14 protein-coding genes are annotated in these 15,007 nt (G+C 71.8%); 9 read left to right on the forward strand and 5 right to left on the reverse strand.

The genetic code is table 11. The features are described from left to right. Positions 1-98 precede the first annotated feature (98 nt). From deoC to ACFV9H_RS25345, 3 genes are read left to right on the forward strand one after another with little or no spacing between them, the layout of a single operon-like run. Complete coding sequence (deoC, locus tag ACFV9H_RS25335; protein WP_385402182.1) at positions 99-1,061, forward strand: deoxyribose-phosphate aldolase; 963 nt, start codon at positions 99-101, stop codon at positions 1,059-1,061. A gap of 5 nt (positions 1,062-1,066) precedes the next feature. Then, the gene (locus tag ACFV9H_RS25340; RefSeq protein ID WP_385402153.1) at positions 1,067-2,503 is read left to right on the forward strand and encodes an aldehyde dehydrogenase family protein; all 1,437 of its coding nucleotides are present in this window, start codon (positions 1,067-1,069) and stop codon (positions 2,501-2,503) included. Next, on the forward strand, positions 2,496-3,392 hold the full coding sequence (locus ACFV9H_RS25345; protein ID WP_385402155.1) for an aldehyde dehydrogenase family protein: 897 nt from the start codon (positions 2,496-2,498) through the stop codon (positions 3,390-3,392). Before ACFV9H_RS25340 ends, ACFV9H_RS25345 begins: the two co-directional genes overlap by 8 nt. 61 nt (positions 3,393-3,453) lie before the next feature. Here the strand turns inward: ACFV9H_RS25345 and ACFV9H_RS25350 are convergent, their stop codons facing one another. Then, positions 3,454-3,804: a hypothetical protein gene (locus ACFV9H_RS25350; protein WP_385402157.1), complete on the reverse strand. Its 351-nt coding sequence runs from the start codon at positions 3,802-3,804 to the stop codon at positions 3,454-3,456. A 63-nt stretch (positions 3,805-3,867) separates the two neighbouring features. On the opposite strand from ACFV9H_RS25350, the gene ACFV9H_RS25355 reads away from it, so the two are divergent. Continuing rightward, positions 3,868-4,575 (forward strand): uridine kinase, encoded by a 708-nt coding sequence (locus ACFV9H_RS25355; RefSeq protein WP_385402185.1) that lies wholly within the window; start codon positions 3,868-3,870, stop codon positions 4,573-4,575. A 186-nt stretch (positions 4,576-4,761) separates the two neighbouring features. On the opposite strand, the gene ACFV9H_RS25360 is transcribed toward ACFV9H_RS25355, so the two are convergent. After that, complete coding sequence (locus ACFV9H_RS25360; protein ID WP_385402159.1) at positions 4,762-5,457, reverse strand: SigE family RNA polymerase sigma factor; 696 nt, start codon at positions 5,455-5,457, stop codon at positions 4,762-4,764. Between the two features lie 213 nt (positions 5,458-5,670). Between ACFV9H_RS25360 and afsQ1 the strand changes: the two genes are divergently transcribed. Genes afsQ1 through ACFV9H_RS25375 form a run of 3 tightly spaced genes read left to right on the forward strand, consistent with a single transcriptional unit; the run spans position 5,671 to position 8,460 of the window. Next, positions 5,671-6,348, forward strand: a complete 678-nt coding sequence (gene afsQ1 / locus ACFV9H_RS25365; protein WP_063754818.1) for a two-component system response regulator AfsQ1 — start codon at positions 5,671-5,673, stop codon at positions 6,346-6,348. Next, complete coding sequence (locus tag ACFV9H_RS25370) at positions 6,345-7,832, forward strand: ATP-binding protein (RefSeq protein ID WP_385402161.1); 1,488 nt, start codon at positions 6,345-6,347, stop codon at positions 7,830-7,832. Before afsQ1 ends, ACFV9H_RS25370 begins: the two co-directional genes overlap by 4 nt. After that, positions 7,825-8,460, forward strand: coding sequence for a hypothetical protein (locus tag ACFV9H_RS25375; protein ID WP_385402188.1), 636 nt, complete (start codon positions 7,825-7,827; stop codon positions 8,458-8,460). The genes ACFV9H_RS25370 and ACFV9H_RS25375 overlap by 8 nt, the downstream gene beginning before the upstream one ends. 348 nt (positions 8,461-8,808) lie before the next feature. Here the strand turns inward: ACFV9H_RS25375 and ACFV9H_RS25380 are convergent, their stop codons facing one another. The 3 genes from ACFV9H_RS25380 to ACFV9H_RS25390 all read right to left on the reverse strand — a co-directional run bounded on the left by ACFV9H_RS25380 (position 8,809) and on the right by ACFV9H_RS25390 (position 12,030). After that, positions 8,809-10,455 carry a phospho-sugar mutase gene (locus tag ACFV9H_RS25380; RefSeq protein WP_385402164.1) on the reverse strand — a complete coding sequence of 549 codons (1,647 nt, stop codon included), beginning with the start codon at positions 10,453-10,455 and terminating at the stop codon, positions 8,809-8,811. A gap of 46 nt (positions 10,456-10,501) precedes the next feature. Beyond that, entirely contained in the window at positions 10,502-11,308 is an 807-nt protein-coding gene (locus ACFV9H_RS25385) for a purine-nucleoside phosphorylase (RefSeq protein ID WP_385402167.1), read from the reverse strand. A 284-nt stretch (positions 11,309-11,592) separates the two neighbouring features. Beyond that, complete coding sequence (locus ACFV9H_RS25390) at positions 11,593-12,030, reverse strand: gamma-glutamylcyclotransferase (RefSeq protein WP_053786320.1); 438 nt, start codon at positions 12,028-12,030, stop codon at positions 11,593-11,595. Between the two features lie 185 nt (positions 12,031-12,215). Between ACFV9H_RS25390 and ACFV9H_RS25395 the strand changes: the two genes are divergently transcribed. Continuing rightward, on the forward strand, positions 12,216-13,655 hold the full coding sequence (locus ACFV9H_RS25395; protein WP_385402169.1) for an NAD(P)H-quinone dehydrogenase: 1,440 nt from the start codon (positions 12,216-12,218) through the stop codon (positions 13,653-13,655). Positions 13,656-13,831: 176 nt separating this feature from the next. Beyond that, positions 13,832-14,794 (forward strand): DeoR/GlpR family DNA-binding transcription regulator, encoded by a 963-nt coding sequence (locus ACFV9H_RS25400; protein WP_385402172.1) that lies wholly within the window; start codon positions 13,832-13,834, stop codon positions 14,792-14,794. Positions 14,795-15,007: the final 213 nt, after the last annotated feature.

A 15,007-nucleotide genomic window follows, 5' to 3' on the forward strand; every position in this document is an offset into this window, starting at 1 on the left:
GTCATGGCCGTAACAACAAGCGGGGCGCTCGATTCCGATCGGATTCGGGGGAGGGGGTGACAGGTCGCTACGCGCGTAGATATGCTCATGTGGTGACCATGCCCACCACCCTCACCGCATTCGCTGACGTGACGACGTCCGACAGTGCGCTGCGCCGCTTCCTGCACGGGCTGCCCGGCGTAGACGCTGTCGGCCTGGAGGCCCGCGCGGCCTCCCTCGGCACCCGTTCGATCAAGACGACGGCCAAGGCGTACGCCATCGACCTGGCCATCTCGATGATCGACCTGACGACGCTCGAAGGCGCGGACACCCCGGGCAAGGTCCGGGCGCTCTCCGCCAAGGCCGTCAATCCCGATCCGACCGACCGTACGACCCCGATGACGGCCGCCGTCTGTGTCTATCCCGACATGGTGGCCACCGCGAAGGACGCCCTGAACGGCGCCGACGTCAAGGTCGCCTCCGTCGCCACGGCCTTCCCGGCCGGCCGCGCCGCGCTGCCCGTCAAGCTCGCGGACACCCGTGACGCCGTCGCCGCCGGCGCCGACGAGATCGACATGGTCATCGACCGTGGCGCCTTCCTCGCCGGCCGCTACCTGGAGACGTACGAGCTGATCAAGGCCATCAAGGAGGCCTGCGTCCGCCCCGACGGCAGCGAGGCCCGCCTCAAGGTCATCTTCGAGACCGGCGAGCTGTCGACCTACGACAACATCCGCCGCGCCTCCTGGATCGGCATGCTCGCGGGCGCCGACTTCATCAAGACGTCGACCGGCAAGGTGGGGGTCAACGCCACCCCGGCGAACACCCTGCTCATGCTCGAAGCCGTACGCGACTTCCGGGCGCAGACTGGAATCCAGATCGGCGTGAAGCCGGCCGGCGGCATCCGGACCACCAAGGACGCGATCAAGTTCCTGGTCCTGGTCAACGAGACCGTGGGCGAGGACTGGCTGAGCAACCACTGGTTCCGCTTCGGCGCCTCCAGCCTGCTCAACGACCTGTTGATGCAGCGCCAGAAGCTGAGCACCGGCCGTTACTCCGGTCCCGACTACGTGACGGTGGACTGATCACCATGGCATCTGTTTTCGAGTACGCACCGGCTCCCGAGTCCCGCTCGGTCGTCGACATCGCCCCCTCCTACGGGCTCTTCATCGACGGTGAGTTCACCGACGCCGCCGACGGCAAGGTCTTCAAGACCGTCTCGCCGTCCTCCGAGGAGGTCCTCGCCGAGGTCGCCCAGGCGGGCGCCGCAGACGTGGACCGCGCCGTGAAGGCCGCCCGCAAGGCCTTCGAGAAGTGGTCCGCGCTGCCGGGCTCCGAGCGCGCCAAGTACCTCTTCCGCATCGCCCGGATCATCCAGGAGCGCAGCCGGGAGCTCGCCGTCCTGGAGACCCTGGACAACGGCAAGCCGATCAAGGAGACCCGCGACGCGGACCTCCCGCTGGTCGCCGCGCACTTCTTCTACTACGCGGGCTGGGCCGACAAGCTCGACCACGCGGGCTACGGCCCGAACCCGCGCCCCCTCGGCGTGGCCGGCCAGGTCATCCCGTGGAACTTCCCGCTCCTGATGCTCGCGTGGAAGATCGCCCCGGCGCTCGCCACCGGCAACACGGTCGTGCTGAAGCCGGCCGAGACGACCCCCCTCTCGGCGCTGTTCTTCGCGGACATCTGCCGCCAGGCGGGCCTGCCCAAGGGCGTCGTCAACATCCTCACCGGTTACGGCGACGCGGGCGCGGCCCTCGTCGAGCACCCGGACGTCAACAAGGTCGCCTTCACCGGCTCGACCGCCGTGGGCAAGAAGATCGCCCGCCACGTCGCCGGCACCGACAAGAAGGTCACCCTGGAGCTGGGCGGCAAGGGCGCCAACATCGTCTTCGACGACGCCCCCATCGACCAGGCCGTCGAAGGCATCGTCAACGGCATCTTCTTCAACCAGGGCCAGGTCTGCTGCGCGGGCTCCCGTCTGCTGGTCCAGGAGTCGATCCACGACGAGCTGCTGGACAGCCTCAAGCGCCGCCTGTCCACCCTGCGCCTCGGCGACCCGCTCGACAAGAACACCGACATCGGCGCGATCAACTCCGCCGAGCAGCTCGCCCGGATCACCGCGCTCGCGGAGACCGGCGAGGCCGAGGGCGCCGAGCGCTGGTCCCCGGCGTGCGAGCTGCCGTCCGCCGGCTACTGGTTCGCCCCGACGCTCTTCACGAACGTCACCCAGGCGCACACCGTGGCCCGTGACGAGATCTTCGGTCCGGTGCTGTCCGTGCTGACCTTCCGTACGCCCGACGAGGCCGTCGCCAAGGCCAACAACAGCCAGTACGGCCTGTCGGCCGGCATCTGGACGGAGAAGGGCTCCCGCATCCTCGCGGTCGCGGGCAAGCTCCGCGCGGGTGTCGTCTGGGCCAACACGTTCAACAAGTTCGACCCGACCTCGCCCTTCGGCGGATACAAGGAGTCGGGCTTCGGCCGCGAGGGCGGTCGCCACGGCCTGGAGGGCTACCTCGATGTCTGAGTCGACGACCCGTCTGAACGTCTTCAAGACCTACAAGCTGTACGTCGGGGGCAAGTTCCCCCGCTCCGAGAGCGGCCGGGTGTACGAAGTGACGGACTCCAAGGGCAACTGGCTGGCCAACGCCCCGCTGTCCTCCCGCAAGGACGCGCGTGACGCCGTCGTGGCCGCGCGCAAGGCCTTCGGCGGCTGGGCGGGCGCGACCGCGTACAACCGCGGGCAGATCCTCTACCGCATCGCCGAGATGCTGGAGGGCCGCCGGGAGCAGTTCGTCCGCGAGGTCGGCGAGGCCGAAGGACTGTCCAAGTCGAAGGCCGGCGCGGTCGTCGACGCGGCCATCGACCGCTGGGTCTGGTACGCGGGCTGGACCGACAAGATCGGCCAGATCGTGGGCGGGGCCAACCCGGTCGCGGGCCCGTTCTTCAACCTCTCCACCCCGGAGCCGACCGGCGTCGTCACGGTCATCGCCCCCCAGGACTCCTCGTTCCTGGGCCTGATCTCGGTGATCGCCCCGGTCATCGCGACCGGCAACACGGCCGTCGTGATCACCTCGGAGAAGTCCCCGCTCCCCGCCCTCTCCCTGGGCGAGGTGCTGGCCACCTCCGACCTGCCGGGCGGCGTGGTCAACATCCTGTCCGGCAAGGCCGCCGAGATGGGCCCGCACCTGGCGTCCCACCAGGACGTCAACGCGATCGACCTGGCGGGCGCCGACGTGGCGCTGGCCAAGGAGCTGGAGATCGCCGCGGCGGACAACCTCAAGCGCGTCCTGCGTCCACAGCCTGTGGACGACTGGAGCGCGGACCCGGGCACGGCGCGCATGACGGCCTTCCTGGAGACCAAGACCGTCTGGCACCCCACGGGTTCGCTGGGCTCGGGCGGGTCCTCGTACTAGGACCCGCTCCGTGAGACCGGCCCCGGCAGCAATCCCCCGCGCTGTCGGGGCCTTCCCGTACCTACTTCTGCGGGAGCACCGGCCCGAGCAGCGAGGACACGGCGGCGGTCGGCAGCTCGCCGACCGAGGAGCCACGGGTCAGGCTGCCGGTGACCATGCCCGTACCGACGGACGGGAAGTCCGCGACCTTGGTGGCGACCCCGTTGTCGAGCGGGTCCACGCCGGTGTTCGCGAGCGGGTTCACCTTGAGGTTCGCGATCGGGTTCGCGACCCCGGACAGCGCCGCCGGCACGTCGAGCTCACCGGCCTGCGCACCCCCGGCGGCCATCGCCAGGGCCGCACCGGCCATCGAGACGGTCAGACCCGCGCTGCGGAGCCGGTTCGGTACGGAAGGGGCTGCGTGACGTGCCATGGGGATCCCGCCCTGAGGTGCTTAGGTGGTAGTCGCGTGCGCACGCAGCGTAGTCGAGGTGTGATACTCGATACCAACCGGCCACCGGGAGGATCCCCTACCCGGGGGAATGGTTCAGACTGGTGTCCCGTGAGCTGTTCTTCTCCTTCGCCGACCCGAGTCGTCCTGCTGACCGGTCCGTCGGGCTCCGGAAAATCCGTACTGGCCGCCCGCTCCGGGCTGCCCGTGCTGCGCCTCGACGACTTCTACAAGGACGGCGACGACCCCACCCTCCCCCTGGTCGAGGGCAGCTCCGACATCGACTGGGACTCCCCGCTGTCGTGGGACGCGAACGCGGCCGTCGCCGCGATCGAGGAGCTGTGCGCGGCGGGACGCACGCAGGTGCCGGTGTACGACATCGCCACCTCCTCGCGGACCGGGACCGAGACGCTGGACATCTCGCGCTCGCCGCGCACGCCGCTGTTCATCGCCGAGGGGATCTTCGCCGCCGACATCGCGGCCCGCTGTCAGGAGCTGGGCCTGCTGGCCGACGCGATCTGCCTGCGGGGCCGCCCCTCGACCACCTTCCGCCGCCGCCTCGCCCGCGATCTGCGCGAGGGCCGCAAGTCGGTGCCGTTCCTGCTGCGCAGGGGCTGGCGACTGATGCGGGCCGAGCGCGGCATCGTCGCCCGGCACACCGCGCTGGGCGCGCACGCCTGCGGCCGCGACGAGGCGCTGGGCCGCCTCGCGGCCGCCGCAGCAGGCCGCCACCGCACCACCGCCCCGGCGTAGCCCCGCCGGCCCGTCCGCGCCACCCTTGCCGGGGCTCCGCGGACGGCAGCTCGGAGGCGGGGTGGACTGCTGATCTCGCGCACACGAAAGCGCGGGATCAGTCGGACCCCCGGCCGACCGATCCCGCGCTTTCCCCCCATGGCCACCGCCCCACCCCCGTAGGACGGCCCCCCGGCCGTTGGTCCGTCAGGCGACGAGCTCCTCGAAGGACTCCGCCTCGTCGGCGCCGAAGCTCAGCGCCTCGTCCTCGCGCAGGCGCCGCAGCGAGCGCCAGATGCTGGACTTCACCGTGCCGACGCTGATCCCGAGGATCTCCGCGATCTCCGGGTCCGTGCGGCCCTCGTAGTAGCGCAGCACCAGCATCGTGCGCTGCGGCTCCGGGATCCGGGCCAGCGCCTGCCACAGCACCGCGCGCAGTTCCGTACCGCGCATCGCGTCCGTGTCGGAGGCCGTCTCCGGCAGCTCCTCCGTCGGGTACTCGTTCAGCTTCCGCCGACGCCACGCGCTGATGTGCAGGTTCGTCATGGTCCGCCGCAGGTAGCCGCCGACGGCAGCCTTGTCGCTGATCCGGTCCCAGGCGCGGTACGTGGAGAACAACGCGCTCTGCAACAGGTCCTCGGCCTCGTGGCGGTCGCCGGTGAGGTGGAAGGCCGTCGCGTACAGGGCGGCCCGCCGCTCCTGGACGTACGCCGTGAACTCCGCCTCGGACGTCGAGGACGGGGTGCGCTGTGCGGGAACCGTCTCGTACTTCTGAGCGTCAATGGCTACGACGTGCGCCGGCCGAGGACGAGCGACCGTCACCGTACGGACACCCGCCCGGCGGTTCACATCGTGCAGCCGCGTGACAACCGCGCTGGTCGTGGTGCTGTGCAGCGTGTTCATCTCGCGCCTCCCCGTCGTGGAGTGTGTCTGCTTCGGTCCGTTGGTGCGTTGGTAGAAGACTGCCCCGCCGACTTAACCGGGGTGTCCGTCGACTGTCACAGCCCTGTCACAGCGAACTCCGGACGGCCTGTCGGCGACCCCCGGGGGATCTTCGTGAGGATCGCGTCCTCCCGACGGTCGAACTCCCGACGGCCGATGGGACAGAATGAGCCCGTGCCTTTCCTGTTGCTGATCGAGGACGACGACGCCATCCGCACGGCCCTCGAACTCTCCCTGTCTCGCCAGGGCCACCGTGTGGCCACCGCGGCGACGGGCGAGGACGGCCTGAAACTGCTGCGCGAGCAGCGGCCGGATCTGATCGTGCTGGACGTGATGCTGCCCGGGATCGACGGCTTCGAGGTGTGCCGGCGGATCCGGCGCACCGACCAGCTGCCGATCATCCTGCTCACCGCGCGCAGCGACGACATCGACGTGGTCGTCGGGCTGGAGTCCGGAGCCGACGACTACGTGGTCAAGCCCGTCCAGGGCCGGGTCCTCGACGCCCGCATCCGGGCCGTGCTGCGCCGCGGCGAACGCGAGTCCAGTGACTCGGCGAGCTTCGGCTCCCTCGTCATCGACCGCGCCGCCATGACGGTGACGAAGAACGGCGAGGACCTCCAGCTCACCCCGACCGAGCTGCGGCTGCTCCTGGAGCTGAGCCGCCGGCCGGGTCAGGCGCTCTCGCGCCAGCAACTGCTCCGCCTCGTCTGGGAGCACGACTACCTCGGCGACTCGCGGCTCGTCGACGCCTGCGTGCAGCGGCTGCGCGCCAAGGTCGAGGACGTGCCGTCCTCGCCCACCTTGATCCGTACCGTCCGCGGCGTCGGCTACCGCCTGGACTCCCCGCAGTGATCCGGGCGCTGCTCGCGGGCCGGCGCTGGACCAGCCTGCGGCTGCGGCTCCTCATCGTCTTCGCACTGGTCGCACTGACGGCCGCGGTCTCCGCCTCCGGGATCGCGTACTGGCTCAACCGGGAGGCGGTCCTCACCCGCACCCAGGACGCCGCCCTCGGCGACTTCCGGCAGGAGATGCAGAACCGTGCCGCCGCCCTGCCCGCCGACCCCACGGCGGACGAGCTGCAGCGCACCGCGGAGCTGATGGCCGGCAGCAGCCCCGGGTACAGCGTGCTGTTGGTGGACGAGACCAAGGACCACCGTCAGGTGGTCGGCACGGCCGGACCCGACGCGTTCGGGCTGGCCGAGGTACCGAAGTCGCTCCAGAACGCGGTGAACGACCGTCAGAAGACGACCGCCGCGAACGACGCCGAGTACCACATGTACTGGCAGCGCACGAAGCCGCAGGGCAATCCGTACCTGGTCGGCGGGACGCGGATCGTCGGCGGCGGACCGACCGGCTACATGTACAAGTCGCTCGCACAGGAACGGGACGACCTCAACGCGCTCGCCTGGTCGCTGACCATCGCGACGGGCCTCGCGCTGCTCGGCTCGGCGCTCCTCGCGCAGGCCGCGGCCCGTACCGTGCTCAAGCCCGTACAGCGGCTCGGCGACGCGGCGCGGCGGCTCGGCGAGGGCGAGCTGGACCACCGGCTCGACGTGCGGGGCACGGACGAACTCGCGGACCTCTCCCGCACCTTCAACAAGACGGCGGAGGCGCTGGAGAAGAAGGTCGCCGACATGAGCGCGCGGGAGGAGGCGAGCCGGCGCTTCGTCGCGGACATGTCCCACGAACTGCGCACGCCGCTGACCGCGTTGACGGCGGTGGCCGAGGTGCTGGAGGAAGAGGTCGACGACCTCGATCCGATGATCGCACCGGCGGTGGCGCTGGTCGTCAGCGAGACGCGCCGCCTCAACGACCTGGTGGAGAACCTGATGGAGGTCACCCGCTTCGACGCGGGAACGGCCAAGCTGGTGCTGGACGACGTCAACGTCGCCGACCAGGTCACGGCCTGCATCGACGCACGGGCCTGGCTCGACGCGGTCGAACTCGACGCCGAACGCGACATCGTGGCGCGGCTCGACCCGCGCCGCCTCGACGTCATCCTCGCCAACCTGATCGGCAACGCGCTCAAGCACGGCGGCTCGCCGGTGCGCGTGTCGGTGTCCGTGGAGGGCGAGTGGCTGGTGATCGCGGTCCAGGACAACGGTCCGGGCATCCCGGAGGAGGTCCTGCCGCACGTCTTCGACCGCTTCTACAAGGCGAGCGCGTCCCGGCCGAAGTCGGACGGCAGCGGGCTCGGCCTGTCGATCGCCATGGAGAACGCGCACATTCACGGCGGCGACATCACCGCCGCCAACGTGGCCGGGGGCGGGGCGCTGTTCACGCTGCGGCTGCCCGTGGACGTGGGGAAGGTGCTCGCGGGTGAGCAGGATGCGTAGGGCTCTGCCGGTTGCCGCGCTGCTTCTCGTGGCCGCGACGTCGACGGGATGCGGGATCCGGGCGACGACCGTTCCGGTGGACGTCGGCGCGGCGCCCTCGCGGGTGTCGTGCGACACGCCGGCGCAGCCGAGCGCGCAGAGCGGGGTGCAGGGCTTCCGGGCCACGGTGGAACTGGTCTGCGGATCGCAGCTGGTCGGCGTGGACCGGGTGGTCCCGATGCCCGAGAAGCGCGGGGCCCTGAAGGACCCCGTGGCGCTCGTCGCGCAGGCGCTGCTGGAGGCGTTGGAGAAGCCGCCGTCCGCGGAGGAACGGGACGCCGGCTTCACCACCGGGGTCCCGGAGGAACTGACGGCCACCCCGCCGAGGCCGGGGGACCCGGCGGGCACGGTACGGCTGAGCCGCAAGCCGGAGGACCTGCCGCCGGTGGCGCTGTCCCAGCTGGTGTGCACGCTGGCGGGCAACGAGGCCATCTCGGCGGGTCCGGGGCCGGTGACGCTGGGCGGGCCGGACGCGGATCCGCCGCGCACGTGGGAGTGCACGGACGCGGTCCGCTCCCGCCCGGAGTCGGTCCCGACCCTGGGCGACGTGGTCCTCCCGTCCGCCTCCGCGGGGGTCTCACCGCGCTGACGGGGGTGCTTGTACGGGGCTGATGGCGCGGACCCTCAAGGCGCCGGGCGCGTGCGATGTTTGCCCACCCGCCCCCGGGCGCGGGTCCGGGGGGACAGGACGGCCCGCCCCCGCCCCCACCGCCGCGAGCGGGCGCCCGCAGGGGCAGGAGTCCCGCCCCCGCGTGCACCCGTCCCGTCCCCCGGGCCCGCGCCCGGGGGCGGGTGGGCAAACGCCGCACGCGCCCGGTAGGTCGAGGGGGAGATAGCGGGCCCGCGCCACGAGCCCCGTACCGCACCCCCATACGCCAACGGCCCCCCGAGCCATGGGGCTCAGGGGGCCAAGGGGCCGTGCGTGCGGGCGGAGGCGTCAGATGCCCGCCGCGACCGCCAGGTCCTTCTTGACGGCGTCCAGGATCTCCTGGCCGCGCGCGCGGGACGAGGCGAGGTCGGAGGCCTCGGGGACCGGGACCACCACCTCCAGGTAGCACTTCAGCTTCGGCTCCGTGCCCGACGGGCGGACGATCACCCGGGCCTTGTAGTCGCCGTCGAGGTAGTAGCGGAGGCCGTCCGTCGGCGGGAGCGCGGCCGAGCCGACCGCGAGGTCCTCCGCCGAGACCACGCGCAGGCCCGCCAGCGAGGTCGGGGGCTCCGCCCGGAGCTGCGCCATCGCCGAGGCGATGACCGACAGGTCCGAGACGCGGACCGACAGCTGGTCCGTGGCGTGCAGGCCGTGGGCCATCGCCAGGTCGTCCAGCAGGTCGGTCAGGGTGCGGCCCTGCTCCTTGAGCTCCGAGGCGAGTTCCGCCACCAGCAGGGCGGCGGTGATGCCGTCCTTGTCGCGGACGCCCTCGGGGTCCACGCAGTAGCCGAGCGCCTCCTCGTACCCGTAGCGCAGGCCCTCCACGCGGGAGATCCACTTGAAGCCCGTGAGGGTCTCCTCGTACGGCAGGCCCGCCGCCTCCGCGATCCGGCCCAGCAGGCTGGAGGAGACGATGGACTCCGCGAACGTGCCCTGCGCGCCCTTGTGGACGAGGTGCTCGGCCAGCAGCGCGCCGACCTCGTCGCCGCGCAGCATCCGCCAGCCGCCGTTGTCGGGCACCGCCACCGCGCAGCGGTCCGCGTCCGGGTCGTTCGCGATCACGATGTCCGGCTGGACCTCGGCGGCCTTCGCGAAGGCCAGGTCCATCGCGCCCGGCTCCTCCGGGTTGGGGAAGGCGACCGTGGGGAAGGCCGGGTCGGGCTCCGCCTGCTCCGCGACCAGGACCGGCGTCGGGAAGCCGTGGCGGGCGAAGGCCGCCATGACGACGTCCTTGCCGACGCCGTGCATGGCCGTGTAGACGGTCCGCACGCCCCGGGGGGAGCCGGGGGTCAGGACGGCGTCCGTACGGGCCAGGTAGGCCTCCAGGACCTCTTCGTCCAGCTGCAGCCAGCCGTCCTTGGGGCGCTCGACCGAGTCGAGCGTCGTCACGCGGGCGATGTGGCCCGCGATCTCGGCGTCCGCGGGGGACACGATCTGCGAGCCGTCGCCGAGGTAGACCTTGTAGCCGTTGTCCCGGGGCGGGTTGTGGCTCGCGGTCACCTCGACGCCGGCGACGGCGCCCAGGTGCCTTATGGCGTACGCGAGGACGGGCGTGGGCAGCGGTCGGGGCAGGACGGCCGCGCGCAGCCCGGCGCCGGTCATCACGGCCGCCGTGTCGCGGGCGAAGTCCGCGGACTTGTAGCGCGCGTCGTAGCCGACGACGACCAGGCCGCCGTCGTGGCCCTGGGCCTTCAGGTAGGCCGCGAGGCCCGCCGCGGCCCGGATGACCACGGAGCGGTTCATCCGCATCGGGCCCGCGCCGATCTCGCCGCGCAGTCCGGCCGTGCCGAACTGCAGGGTGCCGGAGAACCGGTCCGCGAGTTCGGCCGTGTCGCCCGCCTCGATGAGCGCGGCGAGCTCGGCCGCCGTCTCCGCGTCGGGGTCCTCCGCCAACCAGGCCTGGGCCCGGGTGATCAGGTCGTCCTGTTCCTGCACTGCTTCCGCCTTACCTCTCGTGGCCTCTCGTGACCTCGTACGTCGATCAGATGCGGGCGAGGACCTGCGTCAGCAGCGTGCCCATGCGGGCGGCCGAGTCGCGGCCCGCCTGGAGGACCTCTTCGTGGTTCAGCGGCTCGCCGGACAGGCCCGCCGCCAGGTTGGTGACCAGGGAGATGCCCAGTACGTCGGCGCCGGCCTCACGGGCTGCGATGGCCTCCAGCACGGTGGACATGCCGACCAGGTCGGCGCCCATGACGCGGATCATGTTGATCTCGGCCGGGGTCTCGTAGTGCGGGCCGGGGAACTGGACGTAGACGCCCTCTTCGAGGGTCGGGTCGATCTCCTTGCACATCGCGCGCAGCTTCGGCGAGTACAGGTTGGTCAGGTCCACGAAGTTCGCGCCGACGATCGGCGAGGTGGCCGTCAGGTTGAGGTGGTCGCTGATCAGGACCGGCTGGCCGGGCTTCATGCCCTCGCGCAGACCGCCGCAGCCGTTGGTCAGGACGACGGTCTTGCAGCCGGCCGCGACGGCCGTGCGCACGCCGTGGGCGACGGCGGCGACGCCGCGGCCCTCGTAGTAGTGGGTCCGGCCGAGGAAGAGCAGCGCGCGCTTGTCGCCGATCTTGTACGAGCGGATCTTGCCGCCGTGGCCCTCGACGGCGGGCGGCGGGAAGCCCGGCAGCTCGGTGACGGAGAACTCGGCCTCGGGCGCGCCCAGCGCCTCGGCGGCGGGGGCCCAGCCGGAGCCCATGACGAGGGCGACATCGTGGGATTCGACGCCGGTGAGCTCGCGCAGGCGGGCGGCGGCGGCGTCGGCGGCGGCGAAGGGGTCGGTAACAGATGCGTTCACGCGGACGAGCGTAGCCGCTCCTGGCCTACGCGCGTAGATGGCACAGCTCACGGTGTTCGGATCGTTGCCTTGTCGTTTCCACCGAATCGTTCCGGGACGGGCGGTACGGGGTCGCCCGCGCGGCGCCACTGCTGGGGCTCCGCCCCAGACCCCGCGCCTCAAACGCCGGCGGGGCTGGATTTGGCTGATGCCGTCGGCGAGCGCAATGCCGGCCCCGCCGGCGTCTGAGGCGCGGGTGTGGTCGGCCCGCGAAGCTCCGCGCAGCGGTGGTCCTCCGTGCCCGGCTAACACGGTCGCTTGCGGAGTTCCATCACGTAGTCGTGCGGGGCGCCCGCGGACTCGGCCGCGTCGGCGATCTCGCCCAGGTAGCGGGCGGACGGCAGGCCGCCCTCGTAGCCGTTGAGGACGTAGCACCAGGCCGCCTCCTCGCCGTCCAACGTGTGGACGCGGATGCGCATGCGGCGGTAGATGTCGAGGCCCACGCCCTCCCAGCGGTCCATCGAGTCCTCGTCCAGCGGCGCGATGTCGTACAGGGCGACGAAGACCTGGTGGCGCGGGGCTTCCACGATCGTGGCGAGCGCGCCCTCCCAGCCCATCTGCTCGCCGCCGAAGGTCAGCCGCCAGTCGTTGATCCAGCCCGTGCCGCGCAGCGGCGAATGCGGGGCGCGGCGCGTCATCAGCCGCGGGTCGAGGTTGCCGGCGTACGCGGCGTAGAGCGACATGGGTCCGAGGGTACGGGAGGGGCACGGGTGCACGCGTGCCCGGCCGTGGTCCCGGATGGCGGGACCGGGGGAGAAGCACCTTGATGCGTGCGGGACAATGGGGCACGGAATGCATCCCCCGGGGAGACCCCCCGGAACACCGGCCGGGGCGGCAGCCGGCCGGGTAGACGTGAGGCGGACTTTTCGTGACCCGGATCGTGATCATCGGCGGCGGACCCGGCGGGTATGAGGCAGCCCTGGTGGGGGCCCAGCTCGGCGCGGAGGTGACCGTCGTGGACTGCGACGGTCTCGGCGGGGCTTCGGTGCTGACCGACTGCGTGCCCTCCAAGACGCTCATCGCGACCGCCGAGGTCATGACGACCTTCGACTCGTCGTACGAAGAGCTCGGCATCGTCGTCGCGGACGACACCCCGCCGCTGGAGCAGGCCGCGCGCGTCGTCGGTGTGGACCTCGGCAAGGTGAACCGGCGCGTCAAGCGCCTCGCGCTCGCCCAGTCGCACGACATCACCGCCTCCGTGACCCGGGCCGGCGCCCGCGTCATCCGCGGCCGCGGCAAGCTCGGCGGCCCGCAGGGCATCGACGGCACGCGGGACGTCATCGTCACCGCCGCCGACGGCACCGAGACGATCCTGACCGCCGACGCCGTGCTGATCGCGACCGGCGGCCACCCGCGTGAGATCCCGGACGCGATGCCCGACGGGGAGCGCATCCTGAACTGGACCCAGGTCTACGACCTGGAGGAGCTCCCCGAGGAGCTCATCGTGGTCGGCTCCGGCGTCACCGGCGCCGAGTTCGCCGGCGCGTACCAGGCCCTCGGCTCCCGCGTGACCCTGGTGTCCTCCCGCGACCGCGTGCTGCCGGGCGAGGACCCCGACGCGGCCGCCGTACTGGAGGACGTCTTCCGCCGTCGCGGCATGAACGTCGTCGGACGCTCCCGTGCCGAATCCGCCAAGCGGGTGGGCGACCGCGTCGAGGTCACCCTCTCCGACGGCCGGGTGCTGACGGGTACGCACTGCCTGATGGCGGTCGGCGCGATCCCGAACACCAAGGACATGAACCTGGAGGAGTCCGGGGTCCGGCTCAAGGACTCCGGGCACATCTGGACCGACAAGGTGTCCCGCACGTCCTCGCCGGGCGTGTACGCGGCCGGCGACGTCACCGGCATCTTCGCGCTCGCCTCCGTGGCCGCCATGCAGGGCCGCATCGCGATGTACCACTTCCTCGGCGACGCGGTGGCCCCGCTGAACCTCAAGACGGTGTCGTCGAACGTCTTCACCGACCCGGAGATCGCCACCGTCGGCTACACCCAGGCGGACGTGGACGCCGGCAAGATCGACGCCCGCGTGGTGAAGCTCCCGCTGCTGCGCAACCCGCGCGCCAAGATGCAGGGCATCCGGGACGGCTTCGTGAAGCTGTTCTGCCGTCCGGGCACCGGCATCGTCGTCGGTGGCGTGGTCGTCTCCCCGCGCGCCAGCGAGCTGATCCACCCGATCTCGATCGCGGTCGACAACAACCTGACGGTCGAGCAGATCGCAAACGCGTTCACCGTGTACCCCTCGCTGTCGGGATCGATCGCCGAGGTGGCCCGCCAGCTCCACACGAGGAAGGCCGCCGGCGAGGCCTGATCCGCCCCAACCGCCGCATACCGCAAGGGTTTTGACGGCGGGGCGCCGTGGCGCAGCCGGACGTTCACCCAAGTCTCGGACCGCGTATACCACTAGTCGCCCCGCCATATGGACAACTTCGGTATTCCGGCGCAAGGAGCTGAAAGTAGACGGTCGTTGGGGTTACTGTCAGTTTCGTGTTCGCTGCAGAACGTCGCCAATTGATCCTCGAAATGGTGCGGGCCAACGGAGCGGTGTCGCTCCGGGAGCTCGCCCGCGTCGTCCAGACCTCCGAAGTGACCGTACGGCGGGACGTGCGGGCACTGGAGGCAGAAGGACTCCTCGACCGCCGGCACGGCGGTGCGGTGCTGCCGGGCGGTTTCACCCGTGAATCCGGCTTTCCGCAAAAGTCCCATCTCGCGACGGCGGAGAAGACCGCCATCGCCGATGTCGCGGCCTCCCTCGTCGAAGAGGGCGAGGCCGTCGTCGTCGGCGCGGGCACCACGACCCAGGAGCTGGCCCGCCGGCTCGCCCGGGTGCCCGGCCTGACCGTCGTGACCAACTCGCTGCTCGTCGCCCAGGCGCTTGCCCATGCCAACCGGGTGGAGGTCGTCATGACCGGCGGCACCCTGCGCGGCTCCAACTACGCCCTCGTGGGCAGCGGCGCCGAGCAGTCCCTCCAGGGCCTGCGGGTCTCCCGTGCCTTCCTCTCCGGCAGCGGTCTGACCGCCGAGCGCGGGCTGTCGACGTCCAACATGCTCAGCGCGAGCGTGGACCGGGCGCTCGTCCAGGCGGCGGCCGAGGTGGTCGTCCTCGCGGACCACACGAAGCTCGGCACCGACACCATGTTCCAGACCGTGCCGACGGACGTCATGACGCGGCTGGTGACGGACGAGCCGCCGCCGCACGACGACCGGGCCGCCACGGAGTTGCAGGCGCTGGCCGATCAGGGCGTGCAGATCACCGTGGCCGGTGGTGGCGTGGCCTCCGGGGGCGGTGGCGGCGGTGACGGCATGGCCGGGCGCCGGCCGCGGCGGGAGTCCCCGTTGCCGGTCCAGCGGCGTGGGGGGCCGTCCGCGCAGCTGCGCAGTGCGCCTGCCGCGCTGCTGGAGCAGCAGGCCGGTGAGCGGGCGCGGGTCGCGGACATGCGGCGCCGTTAGCCCGTGCGGGCCGGCCATGGGGCCGCGGGTGCGGCGCCGTGTCCTGGGGCGCTGCCCCAGACCCCGCGCCTCAAACGCCGGCGGGGCTGGAGTTGCCGCCCGGCGGGGCTGGAGTTGCCGCCTGGCGGGGCTGGAGTTGCCGCTCGGTGGGGCTGGAGTTGCCGCACGGCGGTGAGCGGACGCAAAACGCCGGCGGGGCTGGAAGAACCAGCC

The sequence above is a fragment of the Streptomyces sp. NPDC059874 genome (genome assembly GCF_042731135.1).
Taxonomy (GTDB): domain Bacteria; phylum Actinomycetota; class Actinomycetes; order Streptomycetales; family Streptomycetaceae; genus Streptomyces.

Excerpts from the sequence above, each read along its gene's own strand:
- deoC (WP_385402182.1), top strand. The coding sequence starts at position 99 with ATGCCCACCACCCTCACCGCATTCGCTGACGTGACGACGTCCGACAGT.
- ACFV9H_RS25340 (WP_385402153.1), top strand. The coding sequence starts at position 1,067 with ATGGCATCTGTTTTCGAGTACGCACCGGCTCCCGAGTCCCGCTCGGTC.
- ACFV9H_RS25345 (WP_385402155.1), top strand. The coding sequence starts at position 2,496 with ATGTCTGAGTCGACGACCCGTCTGAACGTCTTCAAGACCTACAAGCTG.
- ACFV9H_RS25350 (WP_385402157.1), bottom strand. The coding sequence starts at position 3,804 with ATGGCACGTCACGCAGCCCCTTCCGTACCGAACCGGCTCCGCAGCGCG.
- ACFV9H_RS25360 (WP_385402159.1), bottom strand. The coding sequence starts at position 5,457 with ATGAACACGCTGCACAGCACCACGACCAGCGCGGTTGTCACGCGGCTG.
- ACFV9H_RS25375 (WP_385402188.1), top strand. The coding sequence starts at position 7,825 with ATGCGTAGGGCTCTGCCGGTTGCCGCGCTGCTTCTCGTGGCCGCGACG.
- ACFV9H_RS25390 (WP_053786320.1), bottom strand. The coding sequence starts at position 12,030 with ATGTCGCTCTACGCCGCGTACGCCGGCAACCTCGACCCGCGGCTGATG.